We start from the raw sequence: 19,032 nt of genomic DNA, 5'->3' as shown, positions 1-19,032 counted from the left end.
TAATGTGCACATCAGGAACGCACGGGAGGTGCTTGTGATGGTGAGACTGAGCTTACGGGTCTCGGAGGAGCTGCACGAGAAGCTGCGCTGGGTGGCCTACAAGGAACGGCGCAGCCAGCACGACATCATGCTGGAGTTGCTGGAGAAGGCGATGGCCAAGGTCCAGGTGCCGAAGGAGGTGGGCAAATGAGTGCTACACAGAACCTGGTTGAGGCTTCTGGTGGGCGCGCCGAGCGGCGAGCGCGATTCCTCCCCTACCCAAGCCATCAAGGCGGTGGCCTGGGCGCGTGGCGCTTTCCGGGGAGGCGCAAGGAGGATGAGGGCATGAAGCTGAGCGACATCATTTCGGGCGTTGTGCAGGAGCACGCGGACGAGGCGCCGGTTGAGGTGCGATGCCTGGCATACGCCAGGGTTTCCACCGATGACCAGGAGCGCGCCGGCCTGTCCATTCCTGCCCAGATCCGGGCCATGCGCGATTACGCCCGGCAAAAGGGCCTCTCCATCGTCGAGACATACCAGGAGGCCGAGAGCGCCTTCTCGGACGAGAGCCGCCGCTCCGTCTTCTGGCGCATGGTCGAGCATGCCCGGCGCGACCCCAAGGTCACCGCCATCCTCGTGCACGACCATTCCCGGTTCTTCCGCGATCCCTATGCCGGGCCTATGGTCAAGGGAAGACTGCTCACCCACGGCGTGCGCGTGGTCTCGGTGACCGAGCCGGATTTCGATCCGCGCACGGTAGCCGGGCTGGCGCTGGAAAAGATGACCGAGTTCAAGAACGCCTCCTACTCGCTCGACGTGGCCTTCCACACCCGCAAGGGCATGCGCGAGAACGCCGGGCGGCGTGACTCGGAGATTGGGTTCTGCTACAAGAACGGCGGCGCGCCGCTGTGGGGCTTCAAGGCGTACAAGGTGCAGCGCGGCAGCGACCGCCGGGGCGCGCCCATCATGAAGACGCTCTGGGAGAAAGACGACACCATCGTCTCGGGACGCCCGGTGTGGGAGTGGGCACGCCACGCGCTGGTCGAGCTTCGGCTGCAGCAGCGGGCATCGCTCGATCACATTTGCGACTTCCTCAACCGGCACGAGGTGCCGTCGCCGCGCAAGCGCTACTGGGCGGTCAGCACCTGGCACGGCCTGCTGGAGCCATCGGCGCTGCTGCAATATGCGGGCTACGCGGTCTGGAACGTCCACGGCAAGCGCGGGAGCCACCGGCCCCCCTCCGAATGGGAAATCGTCGAGAACGCGCACCCCGCCGTCATCACCCTCGAAGAGGCCGAGGCCATCATGCAGGTCAACGAGGACATGAGGCGCATCGGGTCGGACCGTTCCAAAGGACGCATGGCCACGGTGCGCACCGACGGCAGCCGGTACCTGCTGACGGGAGGGCTGCTGGTGTGCAAGCGCTGTGGAGCCAACCTGGTGGGATACCGCAACCAGGGGCGGCTCTACTACGTTTGCGGCGCGTACCGTTACCGCCGCGGCCTGGGCTGCGGGCCGGCGCTGCAGGTGCGCAAGGAGGCGATTGAGGACGCGGTGGTCGAGGAGGTCGGGCTGCTCTTCGAGTCCTGGGCCGATACCAAGCGGCTGATGGAGGCCATGAACCAGGGCCTGCGCGGCGTGCGCCAGCAGGAGGCGGCGGAGTCAGTCGAGATCGCACGCCAGTTGGCCAGCATCGAGCAGGAGACCACCAACATCCGGGAGGCCATCAGGAAGGGCCTGGATGACGTTGCGTGGGCGAACGAGGAGCTGCGGCGTCTCCGGGCCGAGCGCGAGGGGCTACTCGCCCGCCAGGCGACGGTCGGAGCCGAGCCAGAGGTGCCGGAGTTCGACATGACCCACGTCGAGGAATGCCGCCAGGCCTTTGCCGAGGTCTTCGCGGAAGGCACGAACGAGGAGAAGCGCGCTTTCGCCCGGCTGTTCGTCAAGCGCATCGAGCTTGACCCCGACACCGGCGACGTCTGGATGCACCTGTTCGCCGGCCCGCCGCTGGCGGCCAGAAAGGCATCGCCCGCCTCTCGCGAGACGGGCGATGCAATCGGGATGGTAGCGGGGGCTGGATTCGAACCAGCGACCTTCGGGTTATGAGCCCGACGAGCTTCCTGACTGCTCCACCCCGCAATCCTAGTCGAAGTATAACACAACCCCCAGCCACTTGTAAACCCCTATGCCTTGCGGGGGTGTGACTCCAAAGAGTGGGGATGGGGAGAAAAAAGTGCTATCCTTCCGTGGATGACCAAATCGCAGCCGGGCCGAAGCTCGGCGGGAAGGATAGCGGCCTTGTGATAGCACTAAACGCAGCCGGGCTGCCGCGGGTGGCGCAGTTGGCACGGTCGGTGGCAGGGGAAGTTCAAGCGTTATGGGCGCAGGTGATGACCGCCGCCAGTGGGGAAGCGGCGGAACAAATGGCGCTGGCATGGAGCCGCAAACTAGGCCAGCGGGTATTGCAGGCGGGGTTACAGGTACGGGCAGAGACGGCGCAGGCGCAAGCCGAGCGCCAATGTGAGTGCGGCAATCGTCGCCACGCCCACAGCCAGCGCTCGCGCACCGTACTCACCCGCTTGGGGCCGGTGCGGGTGGTGCGGCAGTACCTGCGGTGTCAGGGATGTGGGGCCCGCAGTTTTCCCGCGGACGAGTGGCTGGGGTGGAAGCATGGCTTCAGTCGCCACCTCGAGGAAGCGGTGGCGCAGCAGGCAGCGGCGCTGCCTTACCGCCAGGCGCTCACCAGCTTGCGCCGCTTATGCGCAATCGAGGTGTCGCTGCGGGCGGCGCAGCGCATCGTGGGGCGCTGGGGAGCGGCGGAACTGACGCCGGAGCCGTATGCGCAGCGGGTCAAGGGGCGTATGGTGGCGGAGATTGACGGTACCACGACGCACCTGGAAGACGGGTGGCGCGAGATCAAGGTGGCCACTTTCATGGGCTGGCGACAGGGCAAACCACGAGCGGTGACCTACATTGCCGATTGGCTGCCAGCGCAGGAGTTCGAAGAACCACTGTACCGGGAAGCATTGGTCCGCGGCGCACCCACGGCCCAGGCGACGGCGGTCGTCGCCGATGGCGCGCCGTGGATTTGGGAGACCGCGACCACGATGTTATCGCGCCCGACCCAGATTCTGGATGGCTAGGTCTGAAAGACCGCCATGGCGGCCCGAAGGGCTTAGCCACTGGTATCACGCATGTGAGCATTTGTGGGCGGCGGGGCGGGTGGTGCATGGGGAAGGCACGGCGGAGACGGCGGCGCTGGTGGGGCACTGGAATGGGGAACTGCGATGCGGGCATTCCGAAGGACTGGAGGAAGAGCTGCGCGAGCTGGCGCACACGGTGGCCGATCCTGACGAAGTGCTGCGCAAAACGGCTAACTACCTGGGGGCCCCTCAGGCGCGACTGCGCTATCCCCTGTCTCGAGCTGCCGGCTGGCCCATCGGTTCGGGGGTGGTTGAAGGAGGGTGCAAGCACGTAATTGACCTGCGATTCAAACGCAAGAGTGCGCGGCGGAGCGGCGCTCTGAGGGGCTCGCCGGGATAGGCGGAAAGGACGGCGGCGGACGGCAGGAGCCGTGGCGCAGATGCCGAAACTGGACCGAGCGCGGATCCGTCGTTGGTCACTACCGCAGGGAGGAGGCGCGACCATGACTGAGAAGCCGCACGAGCGTGCCGTCGGAAGAATCACGCATTACTTCGGCAAGATCAGCGTGGGGATTGTCGAGCTCACCGACAGCCTCAAGGTCGGCGACACCATCCACATCCGCGGCGCCACTGCTGATTTCACCCAGACCGTGGGCTCGATGCAGGTCGAGCACGAGCAGGTGCAGCAGGCGGCGGCGGGCCAGGTCATCGGCACCAAGGTGGATGAGCGCGTCCACGAGGGCGACCAGGTCTTTGTGCTGGAGGCGTAGCCGGGACCGCGCACGGGCGCGGTGGCGCAGGTCGCCAGCTCCAGGGAACCTGGCCGCGCGGTGAACAGTCCGGAGTCGGCGCGCCTGGTGCGCCGGCCGCCGCGACGGTTCGTTCAGCGCTCGCACGGCCGGCTCCAGGTGGGCGGCGAGGCCGTTCATTTCTCACCGGCCCCGTATTCTCTGCTCCAGCGCACAGGAATCCGGCCTCTGCTGAGGGAGCTGTGAGCCGCTGCCGCCTGTTGCGTTGACCGGAGTTCCGATGATGATCCGGACGAACACAGGGCGAACTGTGCTCATCTGCCTGCCGACGCTTGCCCTGTGCGCCATGGTGGCCGCGCGGTCGCCCGGCGCCATGGGCGAACGCGAGGGCGCGGCGGCGAATACATCGCAGCACGCGGAGAACGAGCCCAGCGAGATCATCTGGCGCGTGAAGAGCGACGAGAAGGTGGTTGCCCTGACCTTCGATGACGGCCCTGATCCCCGTTATACCTCCTCTGTTCTTCGGCTCGCCCGGAAGCGGGGATTGAAGCTCACCTTCTTCCTCGTGGGCAGGGAGATCCAGCTTCATCCCGCACTGGCGGCGGAGGAGGTCGCCGAGGGGCACGCCATTGGGAACCATACCTGGGATCACCCCGTGATGGCGGGCGAGACCGCGGTTCAGGACCTGCTGGAGATCGAGCGCTGCGAGGACGAAATCGAGAGGATCTGCGGCGAATGCACCCATCTGTTTAGGCCTCCCAAGGGGCTGTGGGACAGGGACACGTTCCTGACAGCGGAAGCGCTCGGATACCGCATGATCCTGTGGTCGGTGGCGCTGGAGCACCATTCCGCGCACACGCCGGAGGAGATGGCCCAGCGCGTGCTGGACAAGGTGCGTCCCGGCATGATCGTTCTCGCCCACGACGGTGAGCCTTGTCATCCTGCCAATCGCGAGAAGACGATGAGGGCGCTGCCAATCCTCGTGGACGGGCTTCAACACCAGGGCTATCGGTTCGTGACCGTGCCGCAGTTGCTCGAACTGAGGGCGGGAGCGCGATGAGGCGGCCGTAGCCTGGGGCGAGCACTATCGCGCCCGCCTTGGTCGCCTGGATTCCCTGCCGGGGCGGGTAGCATCCGGATCCGCGCCCGTCAGCAGGCGGGGGATTGCGCCGCCTGCGGCCATTTCGCCGCCGCGATGCTCGCGGCGGTGAGCCTCGGGGCTGCCACCGTCCGCCGATCCGACCTCCTGTGCGACCACACCGGGCCGCCCGCGCTTTGCCGTTCTGGGGTCAGTCTGCTGCTTGATGCCTGCGCGGCGCCGAAACAATCCTCACATTCATCTAAATTGGGCGCAATTCTGTGGAATAAGGCTCAACGGTGCTTGATTTGCTGGTGCTCGGGCAGGCTGCCGCCTGCTTTCGGGGGCGCCGGGCAGCCCGAGCTAGCGCTGAAAAACCGAAGAGAGGAGTGCCTGTGATGCACACGCCGCCGGACATGGCCATCTACCCCATGGGGACGGTGGTCAGAATGACCGGGGTTGCAGCTCCGAAGCTGAGGTTCTGGGAAACGAGGTATGGGCTCATCCAGCCGGCGCGCGACCCGATGGGGCGCCGCCTCTACTCGAAGGACGACGTGGGGCGCATCAAGCTCGTCAAGGGGATGCTTGACCAGGGCCTCAACCTGCTGGTGGTGAGCCGCATGCTGCAGGCGAAGGAGCAAGGGGAGTTACAGCGCGTCTGAGCGCTGGTGCGTCCGGGCGGAGCGGGCGTGCCCGTTCCGCCCGGACGCACGGGGCGGAAACGAGGGAGTACGATGCCGCGCGACCTCATATCCGACGTGACGCTGTCGGCCATGGAGAAGGTGCTGGACTCCACAGCCGCGCCTCAACGCGTCATCGCCCACAACATCGGCAACGTTGACACGCCGGGGTTCACTCGCCGCGACGTGTCGTTCGATGATCAGTTGGCGCGCCATCTGCCAGCATTCAAGGTCAAGCCTGCCGGAGACGAGGAGCCAATAATCGCAGCCGAGATCCCGGAAACCCGACCCATCGCTGAGCACGCATCCCGGTCTCTGGCGCAGCCGACATCACAGCCGCCACTACCGGACCTATCGAGTGCCGATCCGGCAGGCTTGGCCAAAATCGTGCGCGGACTCATCCGCGAGGAGCAGGAATAGGCGATGCCGACCGCACAACGCAGCGACGCACTGACGGGGGTGGGAGAAGGCGGCGATCCTCCTCATCGCCCTGGGGCGCGACAAATCGGCGGAGGTGCTGGCCTACCTGGGCTCGGAGGAAGTGCAGCGCCTGTCGCAAGTCATCGCGCAGATCCCCTACGTGACGACGAAGTGGTGAGCCGCGTGATCGATTCCGAGGAGGGCGGCGAGTCTAATCAGTCTTCGAGTGGACTCGCCACAGTATCTGCGTTGGCGGCATGACCTTGGCGCGCTACGAGCGCCCCAAGCGACCGAGCCACGTTCGTCCCCAGGCGCCAGTGCCTTGGCCTACCTAGAAACCTAGCCGTGCCGATCTACCGTGTCCCCTGAACCAACAGCCCGTTAGATACCTCGAGCGCGAACGTCCATTGCCCCTGCACTTGCGTCAAGTCGACGTGGAACTGGTGTTCGTACACCCCGTCCGCCGCGCAGTGGCCACTTGCCTGCCAGGCGCCACCACTGCAAGTGACCGAATCCAGCGAGGTGCTCGTCACTTCGTTTCTGGTTTCGGCGTCGTAGTAGACGAATTGCTGAAGCGAAGGCATCCCGTCCGCGTCTGATGACACAAGCAGAGCGAACTGCTTGTTGCCGGCGTCCATGCTTCCCCATGCCGCCTCTGCCCCCGGCGGAACGACCACGGCCAGTTCAGGTCCGATGCCGGCCGGTCCGAAGCGGTCATTTCCGGGAAACCAGACGAAGATTCGATATATCCCCGGCGAAAGCGTCGCCTCGACTCGGGGCGAGATCGATCCGCCACTCCAAACGACTTCAGGCTGCGGACCGACACGGTTCTGCGCGTCCAAGACGCAGAATGACAGCATTTCCCGCAGTTGCGAGGTCACGTCCTCGCCAAACTCGCTAGCGGCTGATGCGGAGAGCCCGAGGGTGCAGCCCGCAGCCACCATCCTGCTACCCGTGTATGCCAGCGCTAGTGGCTCGCCCCCCGGAACCCCCCCGTGGAGTTCCACACCGACATGCAGCAAGGCAGAATGCGAGCCTCTGGCTCCGTCGTCATCGGTGACGCTGAGGCGCACCTCGTAGTCACCGGCCTCAGCGTAGCGGTGTGCTGGGTTCCGCTCGCTGGAGGTCGCGCCGTCGCCGAAATCCCATGCCCAGGCGACAATCGTGCCATCCGCATCGCTCGAGCCGTCGGCGAAGGCGACTGTGTCCGCTGTGGTTGGGCTGGAGGGCGCATAGCTGAAGGCCGCAGTCGGCGGCCGGTCGACCGTCACCACGGTTGTGTCAGTGCTCACCTGCAACAGGCTATCGCGCACCGTCAGGGTATAGGCCGTGGTCACCGTCGGTGAAGCCGTCGGCTGGGCGATGTTGGGATTGCTCAGCCCCGTCGTCGGCGTCCAGGAATAGGTGTAAGGCGCCAAGCCGCCCGAGGCCCATCCTTCCAGAGCCGTCCAGCGGCCGGAGGCGATGGTCTTGTCCGGGCCGGCGTTCGCCACCACCGCCGAGGCCACCGTCACCGTCATGCTGCCGTCCGCGGTCTGCCCCAGGTCGTCGGTCACCGTCAGGGTATAGGTCGTAGTCACCGTCGGCGAGGCCGTCGGCTGGGCGATGTTGGGATCGCTCAGCCCCGTCGTCGGCGTCCAGGAATAGGTGTAAGGCCCTACCCCGCCCGAGGCCGATCCCTCCAGGGTCGCCGAGCCGCCGGAGGCGATGGTCTTGTCCGGGCCGGCGTTCGCCACCACCGCCGAAGCCACCGTCACCAGAACGGTATCGGTGCTGACCTGGGACAGACTGTCGGTCACCGTCAGAGTATAAGTCGTGGTGGCGGCGGGCGAAGCCGTCGGCTGGGCGATGTTAGGATTGCTCAGCCCCGTCGTCGGCGTCCAAGAGTAAGTGTACGGAGGCGTCCCACCCGCCGCCGACCCTTCCAGGACGCATGAGCCGCCCGAGGCAATGGTCTTGTCCGGGCCGGCGTCCGCTCGCACAGTCACCGTCACCGTCACGGTATCTGTTCTGGTATCCACCCCCACTGAATCCCGCACGGACAACGTGTAGGTCGTTGTGACCGTCGGCGAGGCCGTCGGCTGCGCTATGTTGGGGTTGTTCAGCCCCGTCGTCGGTGTCCAGGAGTAAGTGTACGGAGGCGTCCCACCCGTCGCCGACCCTTCCAGGATGCACGAACCGCCGGGGGCGATGGTCTTGTCCGGACCGGCCTCGATCTTCAGAGGCACCGCTACAGCGACGGTGGCGCTGGAGAGGATAGCGAGGAGGACCATGAGGGTGGTGAAGCAAACGAGGATATGTGAGATTCGTCTCCTCATGTTGATCGCGTTTTGAGATCTCATTCCGTCCCCCCGATCAATCTTCGATACGCCGTTCATCGTCGTGCGCGGCCGGAGCTCTGCCAAAACGGATACGGATATGATTCAGTCCGACCGCATGGTACAGGCGCCTTAGCAGATTATGTATATTCCATGTTTATTGGGTCGAGGCGCGGGCTGCAACTGAGCGCCGACGACAGCCGGAACTTGCAGGCGGCGGTGGACATGGCGGCCACCCGCGTCACCGGCGGCGCCAAGGCGCTGGCGGAGATGCTCAACAACGCCGACCGCACCACCGAGCGCACGGTGTTGGAGGCGCTCGCCGATCTCCTGCGAAGTGAAGTCGGTCCTCAGGGCGAAGGCGCGCGTGTCGCCCTCGATGCTGATGCGCCTCGCAAGCGAGAGGATAACCCGCCCCCCGCCTGGAAACTCGCTGCCTGGGGCCGCGTCACTCATGCTCGCCCAACTCGACAGCGCAGCCATCGTCGGTATTGAGGCCCGCCCGGTGCGGGTGCAGGTTGACTTCACCATCGGGCTGGCCTCCTTCGTTGTCGTCGGCCTGCCCGATGCCGCAGTCAGGGAATCCGCTCACCGCGTCGAGTCCGCGATCAGGAACTCCAACTTCAAGTTCGGCCGCAGCGGCAATGTCGTCGTCAACCTGGCACCCGCCGACTTGAAGAAGGAGGGTCCTGCATTTGATCTCCCCATCGCCCTCGGGGTGCTGGCCGCGACCGAGCAGATCAAGCCCCAGAGCGTGGACGATTTCATGGTCGTGGGCGAGCTCTCGCTCGACGGCGGGGTACGCCCGGTAGCCGGGGTGCTGCCTACGGTGCTTGCCGCCAGGCGCGCCGGAAAGAAGGCGGTGATAGTGCCCGCCGCCAACGGCGCCGAGGCTACGGTGGTGGAGGGCGTCGCGGTCTATGCGGTCGAGAGCCTCTACCAGGCCGCGCAGGTGTTGGAGCATCGCGACGGCGCCGAGCCCCTCATCCCGCAGCGCCTGGAGACCGTGCTCACCGACGCCACTTATGACGTGGACTTCTCGGAGGTCAAGGGACAGGCGCATGTCAAGCGCGCGCTGGAGATCGTCGCCGCCGGCGGACACAACCTGATCATGATCGGACCGCCCGGGGCCGGCAAGACCATGCTCGCGCGCCGGCTGCCCACCATCCTGCCCGCGTTCACCCCGGACGAGGCGTTGGAGGTCAGCCAAATCTACTCCATCGCCGGGCTGCTGCCCGCCGCATCGTCGCTGGTGACCACGCGCCCGTTTCGCGCGCCGCACCACACCATCTCGACCGCCGGCCTGGTGGGCGGCGGCAGCATCCCGCGGCCGGGCGAGGTGACGCTGGGGCATCTCGGCGTACTCTTCCTCGACGAGCTGCCGGAGTTCCACCGCGACGCGCTGGAGGCGCTGCGCCAGCCGGTGGAGGACGGCCACGTCGTCATCAGCCGGGCGTTGGCGTCGCTGCGGTATCCGGCGAAGCTGGTGCTGGTGGCGGCCATGAACCCGTGCCCGTGCGGGTACTTCGGCGATCCCGAGCGCGAGTGCTCGTGCAGCTTCGGGCAGATCCGCCGCTATCACAAGCGCATCTCGGGGCCGCTGCTCGACCGCATTGACATTCACATCGAGGTGCCGCGGCTGCCGGCGCGGGAGATCATGGATCCGGGCGACGGCGAGCCGTCGGCGAGCGTCCGTGCGCGGGTGGCGAAAGCCCGACAGATGCAGCGACAGCGCTTCGCCGGCACCCGCGTCTTCTGCAACGGCCAGATGTCCGCCCGGCAGGTGCAGCAGCTTTGCCCCCTCGGCGCCGAGGCGCAGGCGCTGCTGCGATTAGCCTTCGACCGCATGCACCTGTCAGCGCGGGCGCACCACCGCATCCTCAAGGTCGCGCGCACCATCGCCGACCTCGAGCGCGCCGCCGAGATCGAGGTCGCCCACATCGCCGAGGCCATCCAGTACCGCAGCCTGGACCGCAAGCTGTGGGGATAGGGCCGGAATCCGGCCCGGGATTGGCGCGCCCGCCCACCCACCAACCGAGCAGCGCCAATACCTCACCGCCACTCGACCGGCGGGTTGCGCCGCGACCGGAGGAGCTGCATGATCGCGCACGCATCCACCTGCAGTGGCTAGGCCCGAAGGGCCGCCATGGCGGGCCGATTCGTCGGCCCTAGCCACCTCAGTCCTCGTACTTGAAACTGCCGACGACGCGGTCAAAGGCGGCAAGCACGACCTTCGCCGATTGCGCATCCGCGTACGCGTCAATGATGTAGAGATCGTTGAGCCCGATAATGATGACGGTGGCGCCCTGGAGTTCGACCGGGCCGCCGCGCCCGGCCTTCCTCTCGCAGGTGAACTTGCCAAACCCGGCGAAGCTGCTCGCGGCGCTGGAGACCTCGGGCGCATCACCATGGAAACTCACACATGGCTGGGCGATCTGATCGTAGTGTTCTTGTACGGCGCCGATGAGCGCCTTGTCGCGCGTCGCGTCTCGCAGCACGGCGGTCTCCAGGCTCCCGGACAGGAACTGCTTCCGGAGCACGATCCAGTTGCGCGTGTTCGCGCGAACCTCGGTCTCGTAGCCGCCCGGCCCGCCTCGCTCCGCAATCACCCATGCGGACGGCACCTCCGTGCGGAAGCCGCCGCCAGCGGACTCGTAGGGCCGCCAGGCGGTAACCGCAGGCACCGGTCCGGGGGCACCGCCCCCGCATGACGACAGCGCGACCGCCGCGGCCAGGACGACGGCGCAGGCCGCCATCCGGGGGCGTGTCGCCACAGCGAGGGCACTGGTCATGGGACGCATGCGGCACCTCCCCGTACCGGTTCCGACCGTCTTCTTCGACGCGCGCACACGCCCTCCCTTGCCGTTGGGGACTTTCACCCCGAGCGCCAGCGAGGGAATCGGAATGATCTCCGTGCGGCGGCTAGGCCCGTCGGGCCGCCGTGGCGGGCCGATTCGTCGGCCCTAGCCACTCAAGTTGGTCACCGACGACGAAGGCCGGCGATCGGCACGGGCAGAACTCTCACCCGCAGGAGGGGTCGCATGAAGATTCTGGCCCTGGCAGGCAGCCCCCATCGGCCCAGCAACAGCGAAGAGCTGATGCGGGCCGCCATCGAAGGCGCGTCGGAGCGACCGGAGGTCGAGATCGCGTCGTTTCAGGTGGCGTGGATGCGGATCTGGCCGTGTCGAGCCTGCGGGGGATGCAGCGAGACCGGCCTGTGCGTGATCCGCGATGACATGCAGCAGCTATATCCGCTGCTGCGGGGGGCGGAGCGCCTGATCATCGCGTCGCCCATTTTCTTCGGCAGCGTCACCGCGTGGCTGAAGGCGGTATTCGACCGCTGCCAGGCATGCTGGAGTGAGAAGTACCTGATGAAGCGCCTGGTGCAGCCGCGCCCGCCGGGGCGCAAGGGCCTGTTCATCTCGACCTGCGGCACCAGGATTCCGACCATGTTCGACGGCGGACTGGCGGTAGTGCGGCCGGTGTTCCACGTGCTGGAGGTGGAGCTGTCGGCCACGGTCTTCGTTCACGGGCTCGACTCGCTGGGTGACGTATGGTCGCGGCCGGAGACCTTGGAGCAGGCGCGAGCGGCCGGGCGCCGGCTGGCGGCCCAGGCGGGCGAAATCGGCGCTTGACCGCCGCCGGGCAGGCGGGGACTGTCCCTATGTGGACTGTACCCGCCCGGAAGGGGACAGTCCCCATTCGGGGACAGTCCCTCCCGCCACAGACCCCTACCCGCGCCGCCGGGCGGCCTCGGTCAGGCGCGCCAGGCAGTCACGAAACCGCTCATCCTCGATGGCGGCGTCGCGGCTGAGGGTGACAATGACGCGCAGCACCTCCGCCGTGCGCGAATCCACGTCCTCGAACGGCAGGTAAGCGGGCAGGGGTGCTTGGCGCCCGGGCGACTGCGGAACGGGCAGGTGGGCGCCGGTGGGCTCGATGAAGATGCTGGCGCTGCCCAGATGCACGCGATAGGTTGCCAGCTCCCCCTGCACGACCACGTAGCTGCCCGTGTCGGGGCCGGCGACGTTGGTCAAGCCCAGGATGCGAGCGAGCTGGCGCGCAAGGGCGAGACGCAGGTGCACTGTCTGCTCCGAGGTGAAGCCGAGCTCGCCGGCGGCGGCGAGTGAGACTACCAGGTCGGCGTCGCGCATGGTCTCGCTGAAGACGATCGGCGGCACCTCCCCGATCGTCAACGGTGCGCATGGCTTGCCGTCGCTCCCCAGGCGGTGGAAGGCGATGTTGCCGGTGACCACGGGTTGGTCGCGGCCGTCCTCGCTGAGGTGGTAATCGAGCCGGGGTCGGCCGACGCCCCAGGCGAAATGCGACTGGATGGCGGCATGCGGCCAATCCCGGCGCGCCTGGCCGCGTCCGGGGGAATAGCCCTTCGATCGCAGGAGGGCGAATGCCCGTGGCACCAGCACGCGGTGCCCCGCGAAGCGCGCGGTGCTGGCGGCGGCCATTTCGTCCGCCGCGGGATGGTAGACCTCGCGGAAGCACTGCTTGAAAGGCTGGATGACCCGCTCGTCCACGATCCTCCGCTGCCACGTCTCCAGCGCCCCCATGGCCAGCAGCTCCGCCGGATGCGCGATACGCGCCGGCTGCGCGCATTGCCCACAGCCGAGCCTGAGATCGCCGCCCACCACCAGCAGCAAGCGCCCGATCAGGTCCGCGAAAACCGGGTTCGAGCGCAGCATCGCCAGCTCCGCCGGCGAGTAGGCGCGCCCGGTTATCATCGCGTCTTCCAGGCGCGCGCGGAACTCGGCGTACTGCTGGGTCAGCTCCCGGCGTGCGTTGCTGATCTCGGCGAAATCGGGATGGTCGCGCACAGCGCGGGGGATGCTTCGCAGCGGCCCCCGGCGTCCGTATGCGATCACCTGCACCTTGCCGTTGGCCGGCGACAGCTTGACGCGATAGTTGCCGACATCCCACCACACCCGCGACGGACGTCCCTCGAGCCCGCCGTCGGACCATGCCATCGCCAACTCCTGGCGGCGCTCCAGCTCACGCGCATCGGCGCAGCCGTGGCGGCGCGCGATCAGTTCCAGCGCCTGCTGCGCGGCCGCGCGCACCGAACGGTCGCCTCGGCGCTTGCAGGACAGCAGCACCTCGACGCGCTCGCGCTCGTCACCGTCGCCCAAGCCCAGCGCGCGAATGGCGGTCGGGGTATCCTCGCAGGCGCGCCGCAGGAGCGCGTCCTCGTTGCGTCCGGCGAGGGCATCGGCGTAGTCGAGGTTGAGACTGATGCGCGTGAAGTCCGGACACAAGTGCGCGCACAGAAACCTCTCGACCAGCGCGTAGCGCTCCGCTTCCGCCTCTGCCGCGGCGCCGTTGGCGGGCGCGACCCGCAGCGTCTCCAGCAGGTGCGGCGAGGGCATGGGCGGCAGCCCCAGCAGCCACAGGTGCTCCACCGCCTCCGCTGCCACCTCCGCCAGGCGCTCGCACCAGTCCGCCAGCCATGGCGGTCGCTCCTGCGCCGTGACCCATGCCGCGGCGGTGGATCCCCGCAGCCAGGCCATCGCGCGGGGATGAGCCTCGCACTCCAGCGCCTGGGCGAGCTCCTGGTCGAGGTCGTCGCGCAGCAGGGAAACCGTGGCCAGAGTGCGCGGCGCGAAGGCCCCGAGGCGCCGGACGAGCGCCGGGCCCCGCTCGCCGAAATCGAAGCTCCACTTGGCGGCGTGCAGGGCCGGCAGCGCTACCGGATCGGCCTCGAGCTCCTCCAGCGCCGTGAAGAAATAGTCGCGCCCGCTCAACCTGCGCAGCCACCACACGTCCTCCCAGCCGCCCGCGCGCGCGCGGTCAAGCTGTTCATGCGCGAGGCGCTGGTACATGACGCGGAAGTAGCGGCTGGCGCTGAGGCCCAGGCGGTCGAGCACTGGCTGGTAGAAGGGCGGCCGCACGCGCCGCCCACTGTAGTGCCGCGGGTGAAAGACCTCGCCGCTGCGCGCCGCCCGCGCGAACTCGTCGTACGACAGCAGCCGGTGTTGCAGGAGCTTCAAGCAAATCAGGAAGATCGCCCCGTCGGCGCCGCAGGCGGGGTCGCGACGCCACGCGCGGGCGCCTGCGCACAGGCGCGCCAGCGCACCTCGCCACAGCGACAGCGTGTCGGTGGTGTCGGTGCTCATCAGCGCCAGGACGCACTGCGCTCCCCGGTACTTATCGGACCAGCCGAGACCCCCGCCACCGGCGAACGCATCGGCCCAGCGATCCACGAAGCGGATCAGCTCCGCCGGTCGCGCCAGGGCCCTGCCCCCCAAGAGCGCGGCCACCGGTCGCCAGTAAGCCATGCTGGCCGGGATGGCGGGCGCGAGCAGGAACTCGCTCGCCGGCCGTTCCCATCCCGGCGTTTCGCGGTCGAGGCGCGCGGTCAGGGCATCGAACTCCTGCAACCGTCGCGACCGCACCGATTGACCCGCGCTCCGGCGCAGCCAGTCCTGCACCACCGCGGGCATGGTGTGCTGCCAGTACGATGCGGGCAAGCGCATCCGGTCAAGCGCCGCCTCGATGCTCGCCTGGGCCTGGTGCCAGTTGGTGCGCATACGGTGGCTCGCTACCGGAGCGAGCTTGGTCTCGCCCCGCACGGTCCCGTGGTTGCGGGCGACGGTCGTCGGTTCCCTACTGCCGAAGACGCGCCGACGCCATGAACTCCCGCGTTTCGTCCATGTTCTTGATGCCGGCGGTTGTCCCCACCGCCAGCACGCACAGCGCGCCGACGGCATTGGCGAAACGCGCGGTCTGCTCCAGGCTCCAGCCCTCGACCACTCCCGCCAGGAAGCCGGCCGCGAAAGCGTCGCCCGCGCCGGTGGCGTCAACCGTCGCCACCTCGAAGGAGGGCAGGCGCAGGCGCTGATCGCGGCTGGCGACGTAGCAGCCGGCGTCTCCCATCTTCAGCGCTACCACCCCGACGCCGTGGCCAAACAGCACCTGCGCGATGTCCGCGGGATCGTCGGCGCCGGTGATCCTGCGTGCTTCCTCGATGCTGGGCACGAAGTAGTCGAGGTGGGGCAGCGCGGGCTCGATCAGCTCCATCCAGCGACCGGTGCTGTCCCAGGCGGTGTCGAGGCTGGTAATGATTCCGCGCCGCTTCGCCTCCCGCAGCAGCCGCGCCGTCGGCTCGCCGTCCAGCGCGGGCATCAGGAAGGTCCCGGCCACGTGCAGAACCTTGGCCCCGGCGATGGCGTCGAGATCAACGTCCTGCGCGCGCAGCGCCGCATTGGCCCCCAGACAGTGAATGAAAGAGCGCTCGCCGTCGCCGTGCACCAGCACCATGGTGCTGGAGGTGTTGGCGGCGGGGTCGCGGATGATACCGCAGGCGTCAACCGCCTCGCGCTGCATCGCCGACATGTAGAAATCGCCGAAACCGTCATCGCCCACCCTGCCGATGAGGCCCGTCGACACTCCCACCCGCGCCAGGCCGACGGCGGTATTGGCCGCGCAGCCGCCGGTGTGCAGTTCCATGCGGTCCACCAGCGTGAGCCGTCCCCGCTCGGGGAAGACGTCTACCGGCTTGGCGAGAACGTCGGCTACCAGTATCCCCACGCATACTACCTCAGGCATCCCTCTCTCCATGGTCTCGGGTCTTACCGGCAACTCCGGCAGCGCGTTATTCGCCGACGGCGCGACCAAGCCTGCCGGGAGAGGGCGCATGCTCATGTGGCACAGGCGCCCTCGCCTGTGATCTCGTAGGCGGCCCAACACCGCGAAACTCGTTTGCAGCCGTCGCGCGGGGTCACGATGCCGTTTTCAATGGGCGTAGGACTCCGGCCGGCGTCAGGGCCTCGATGGTATCCACGGCGTTGGTGTTGGTCGGCACGAGGTGCGCGGTGCGAATCCGGTTGATGTTGAGATAACCGGCGGGCTGGTCGCACCACTTGTCTCCTTGTCGCTCGTACAGATAGAACCTGGCGCCGTTAGTGAGCAGCAGTCTTCCGCACCGGGCAAGCCCGTGCGTGTGCTTCTTCGCCTGGTCGAATGTCCTCTCATCCTGCAACCCGTGCCCCATTCCCTTGGCCTCACACGCGAGGACACAGTCCTCCTTGCGCGTCGGTGTGCGAAAGAAGCCCGCGAGATCAATTCGATTCCATTCGATCGCCAGCAGTTGCTCCGACCAGCCGAGCGCGAGCAATAGCGGCAACACCAGGTGCGCGACGACTTCGTGCTCCGTCGGTCGCCCGCTTGCTTGCCCGTGCTCGTCATACCATTGCCATAGCTGCCGCTGCCGCTCGATTGCCGACAGTGCTCTGTCCACCGCGTCGTTCGGGATGCCGCGCGAGTAGAGCTCGCGTCCGAGTTCGGGCAGTTCCAGCGGACGGGAGACCTCGCGGGGAACCTCGGGCAGCCGCTTCAGTTCCCTCGGTTGACAGCGCCCGCCAAGCGGCTCTATCTGCTCGATGACCTTCGGATCGTTCACCGCGGAGAACGTCGCGGCCTGCTTCGAACGGAAGAAGCCTTCCTCGGGCTGGACCCGATTCAGCTCATCCTTCAGGTCTTCCTGCCAGATCACTCTTCGAGTGTGCTGCAGGTCCCACCCGTGCACGTCGTCGAAAGTCTCACGCCACGCATAGTCCCCGAATACCAGTCCGATGGCCTTGGCCCTCTGGCCGCAGCGCAAGAGGACAACGTCGCCAGGCTGCACTTTCTTGACGTCGACGAAGCGGCGCAACCCATTCCTCAGTTGGCCGTACTTGGCCTCGTTCTCCGCATAACAGCCGTGCCGTCCCGGCCCCATGAACATCACGTCGTGCTCGAGGAACCAATCGCCGTAGTAGCGGGTACGTTCACCCGCAGCGATCTGCCATAGCTTGGCCATGATACCCCTCCTGGACGGAATGGGCGCACGCCGTGCGCCCCTACCCTGCGTAGGGCGCGGTCACAGCCGAGGGCGGCTGTGCCACACGTAGGGGCAAGGCATGCCTTGCCCCTACATCCGCTCCGGGGCGCTGACGCCCAGCAGGCGCAGGACGTTTCGCAGGACGATAAGCGCCGCCCCCACCAGCGTCAGCCGCGCGGCGGTCAGCTTCGGATCGTCGCCGAGAACGCGGCAATTGGTGTAGAAGACGTGAAAGGCCGTCGCCACCTCGGATGCGTAGCGCGTCATGCGGTGCGGCTCGTAGAGTCTAGCTGCCATTTCCACCTCTTCCGGGAAGGCGGCCAGCTTGCGCATGAGCGCCAGCTCATCGGGTTCGCGCAGCAGGGTCAAATCTGCCGCGCGCGGGTCGGGGAGAGCGACTCCCTTCTCCTCGGCGTTGCGCAGAATGCTGCAGATACGCGCGTGGCCGTACTGCACATAGTAAACCGGATTCTCGGGCGACTGGCGCACCGCCAGGTCGAGGTCGAAATCGAGCGGGCTGTCGGTGGAGCGCATGAGGAAGAAGTAGCGCGCGGCGTCGGCGCCGACCTGCTCCAGCACCTCCTCCAAGGTGATGATGTCGCCGGCGCGCTTGGACATGTGAGCCAAGTCGCCGCCCCTGAACAGGCGCAGCGTCCCGGTGATGATAATCTCCAGTCGGTCCACCGCGCAGCCGATCGCCGCGACGGCCGCCCGCGTACGCGCGACCCACCCATGATGGTCGGGACCAACGATGTCTATCAGCCGCGAGAAGCCGCGGTCAAACTTGTTTCTGTGATAGGCCGCGTCGGAGGCGACATACATGGGCTTGCCGTTGCTGCGCACGAGGACCCGGTCCTTATCATCGCCGAAAGCCGTCGCACGCAGCCACACCGCTCCGTCCGCTTCGTAGGTGTGGCCGAGTTCCTTGAGGCGGGCGATGACCTGTTCCACCTCGCCGCTGTCAAACAAGGAGCTCTCGCGGAACCAGTTGTCGAAAGCCACGCCGAAAGTCTCCAGCACATGGCGGTGGTTCTCAACGAAGCCGCGCTCCGCAAACGCGGTGCAGGCCGCCAAGCGTTCGGCCTCGGGCAGGCTCAGGTAGCGGTCGCCGGCGACGGCGATCAGCTCGCGCGCCATCTGCGCCAGGTACTCGCCTTTGTAGCCGTCCTCGGGGACCGGCTTATCCTGCCCCAGGGCCTGGCAGTAGCGTGCGTCGAGTGACAGCGCAAGCTTCTGCACCTGGGTGCTGCTGGCGGCATCGTTGATGTAGTATTCGCGGGAGACCCGATAGCCGCGCAACTCCAGCAGGCGCGCCAGCGTGTCGCCGATGGCCGCCGCGCGCCCATTGACCACATTCAAGGGCCCGGTCGGGTTGGCGCTGACGAATTCAAGCAGGATGCGCTCGCCGCCGCCGTCATCACGCCCACCGTAGCGCTCGCCCTGCGCGTGGATGGCGCACACGACGTCATCCAGCCACGTCGGCTTGAGATAGAAGTTGATGAAGCCGGGGCCCGCGATCTCGGCCCGCTCGATGAGGTCATCCTCCAGCCGCGCGACCAACGCCTGCGCGACCTCCCGCGGCGCGCGCGCTTGCGCCTTGGCGGCAACCATGGCCAGATTCGTCGAGAAATCGCCGAAGCGAGGATCGGGAGGATCCAGGAGCTCGATCTCGGGCGCGCCCACCGGCCTCAGCTCGCCCGCCGTGACCGCCTCGTCGAGGGCCCTTCGCAGTATCTCCCGCAGTAGCTCCTTGATCATCCGGTGGTCCTCGATCTCCTCCTGCCCATGCGGCGAGCGGATTCCGTGGGGGGGGCGCCTTCCCCCGCGGCACCTGC

18 protein-coding genes, 1 tRNA gene and 1 pseudogene are annotated in these 19,032 nt (G+C 67.4%); 11 read left to right on the top strand and 9 right to left on the bottom strand.

Features of this window, described 5'->3' with window-relative positions; genetic code table 11:
• Positions 1-190: hypothetical protein (locus VM221_04165; protein ID HUT74015.1), on the top strand; the 190-nt coding region annotated here is incomplete at its 5' end.
• Positions 191-647: 457 nt separating this feature from the next.
• Here the strand turns inward: VM221_04165 and VM221_04160 are convergent.
• The 3 genes from VM221_04160 to VM221_04150 all read right to left on the bottom strand — a co-directional run bounded on the left by VM221_04160 (position 648) and on the right by VM221_04150 (position 2,118).
• Positions 648-773 (bottom strand): hypothetical protein, encoded by a 126-nt coding sequence (locus VM221_04160; GenBank protein HUT74014.1) that lies wholly within the window; start codon positions 771-773, stop codon positions 648-650.
• A gap of 1,003 nt (positions 774-1,776) precedes the next feature.
• A complete protein-coding gene (locus VM221_04155; protein ID HUT74013.1) occupies positions 1,777-1,968 on the bottom strand; it encodes a hypothetical protein in 192 nt (63 codons plus the stop codon).
• 73 nt (positions 1,969-2,041) lie between these two features.
• Positions 2,042-2,118 (bottom strand) — tRNA-Met (locus VM221_04150).
• Between the two features lie 161 nt (positions 2,119-2,279).
• Between VM221_04150 and VM221_04145 the strand changes: the two genes are divergently transcribed.
• The 7 genes and pseudogenes from VM221_04145 (at position 2,280) to VM221_04115 (ending at position 6,227) form a co-directional block, all read left to right on the top strand.
• Positions 2,280-3,122, top strand: coding sequence for a hypothetical protein (locus tag VM221_04145; protein HUT74012.1), 843 nt, complete (start codon positions 2,280-2,282; stop codon positions 3,120-3,122).
• Between the two features lie 79 nt (positions 3,123-3,201).
• Positions 3,202-3,522, top strand: coding sequence for a hypothetical protein (locus VM221_04140; protein HUT74011.1), 321 nt, complete (start codon positions 3,202-3,204; stop codon positions 3,520-3,522).
• A gap of 103 nt (positions 3,523-3,625) precedes the next feature.
• On the top strand, positions 3,626-3,892 hold the full coding sequence (locus VM221_04135; protein ID HUT74010.1) for a hypothetical protein: 267 nt from the start codon (positions 3,626-3,628) through the stop codon (positions 3,890-3,892).
• Positions 3,893-4,151: 259 nt separating this feature from the next.
• Positions 4,152-4,931 (top strand): polysaccharide deacetylase family protein, encoded by a 780-nt coding sequence (locus tag VM221_04130; protein ID HUT74009.1) that lies wholly within the window; start codon positions 4,152-4,154, stop codon positions 4,929-4,931.
• A gap of 416 nt (positions 4,932-5,347) precedes the next feature.
• Positions 5,348-5,611: a MerR family transcriptional regulator gene (locus VM221_04125; protein ID HUT74008.1), complete on the top strand. Its 264-nt coding sequence runs from the start codon at positions 5,348-5,350 to the stop codon at positions 5,609-5,611.
• 72 nt (positions 5,612-5,683) lie between these two features.
• Positions 5,684-6,049: a hypothetical protein gene (locus tag VM221_04120; GenBank protein HUT74007.1), complete on the top strand. Its 366-nt coding sequence runs from the start codon at positions 5,684-5,686 to the stop codon at positions 6,047-6,049.
• Between the two features lie 49 nt (positions 6,050-6,098).
• A pseudogene (locus VM221_04115) lies at positions 6,099-6,227 on the top strand (flagellar motor switch protein FliG).
• Between the two features lie 175 nt (positions 6,228-6,402).
• Here the strand turns inward: VM221_04115 and VM221_04110 are convergent.
• Positions 6,403-8,427 (bottom strand): PKD domain-containing protein, encoded by a 2,025-nt coding sequence (locus VM221_04110; GenBank protein ID HUT74006.1) that lies wholly within the window; start codon positions 8,425-8,427, stop codon positions 6,403-6,405.
• Between the two features lie 93 nt (positions 8,428-8,520).
• Here VM221_04110 and VM221_04105 point away from each other — a divergent pair, with 93 nt between their 5' ends.
• Complete coding sequence (locus VM221_04105; GenBank protein HUT74005.1) at positions 8,521-8,862, top strand: hypothetical protein; 342 nt, start codon at positions 8,521-8,523, stop codon at positions 8,860-8,862.
• Positions 8,822-10,357: a YifB family Mg chelatase-like AAA ATPase gene (locus tag VM221_04100; protein ID HUT74004.1), complete on the top strand. Its 1,536-nt coding sequence runs from the start codon at positions 8,822-8,824 to the stop codon at positions 10,355-10,357. The genes VM221_04105 and VM221_04100 overlap by 41 nt, the downstream gene beginning before the upstream one ends.
• Positions 10,358-10,544: 187 nt before the next feature.
• Here the strand turns inward: VM221_04100 and VM221_04095 are convergent, their stop codons facing one another.
• The gene (locus tag VM221_04095) at positions 10,545-11,168 is read right to left on the bottom strand and encodes a hypothetical protein (protein ID HUT74003.1); all 624 of its coding nucleotides are present in this window, start codon (positions 11,166-11,168) and stop codon (positions 10,545-10,547) included.
• Between the two features lie 240 nt (positions 11,169-11,408).
• Here VM221_04095 and VM221_04090 point away from each other — a divergent pair, with 240 nt between their 5' ends.
• Positions 11,409-12,002: a flavodoxin family protein gene (locus tag VM221_04090; GenBank protein ID HUT74002.1), complete on the top strand. Its 594-nt coding sequence runs from the start codon at positions 11,409-11,411 to the stop codon at positions 12,000-12,002.
• Between the two features lie 96 nt (positions 12,003-12,098).
• Here the strand turns inward: VM221_04090 and VM221_04085 are convergent, their stop codons facing one another.
• From VM221_04085 to argS, 4 genes are all read right to left on the bottom strand, one after another.
• A complete protein-coding gene (locus tag VM221_04085) occupies positions 12,099-14,906 on the bottom strand; it encodes a DUF4132 domain-containing protein (protein ID HUT74001.1) in 2,808 nt (935 codons plus the stop codon).
• Positions 14,907-14,982: 76 nt separating this feature from the next.
• A complete protein-coding gene (locus VM221_04080) occupies positions 14,983-15,924 on the bottom strand; it encodes a sugar kinase (protein HUT74000.1) in 942 nt (313 codons plus the stop codon).
• A gap of 172 nt (positions 15,925-16,096) precedes the next feature.
• Positions 16,097-17,176, bottom strand: a complete 1,080-nt coding sequence (locus tag VM221_04075) for a hypothetical protein (protein HUT73999.1) — start codon at positions 17,174-17,176, stop codon at positions 16,097-16,099.
• 111 nt (positions 17,177-17,287) lie between these two features.
• Complete coding sequence (argS, locus tag VM221_04070) at positions 17,288-18,955, bottom strand: arginine--tRNA ligase (GenBank protein HUT73998.1); 1,668 nt, start codon at positions 18,953-18,955, stop codon at positions 17,288-17,290.
• Between the last annotated feature and the right edge of the window lie 77 nt (positions 18,956-19,032).

The organism is Armatimonadota bacterium (assembly GCA_035527535.1).
Classification (GTDB): Bacteria; Armatimonadota; Hebobacteria.
The sequence above is the reverse complement of the archived record's forward strand: the minus strand, read 5'-3'. Positions and strand labels throughout refer to the sequence as shown.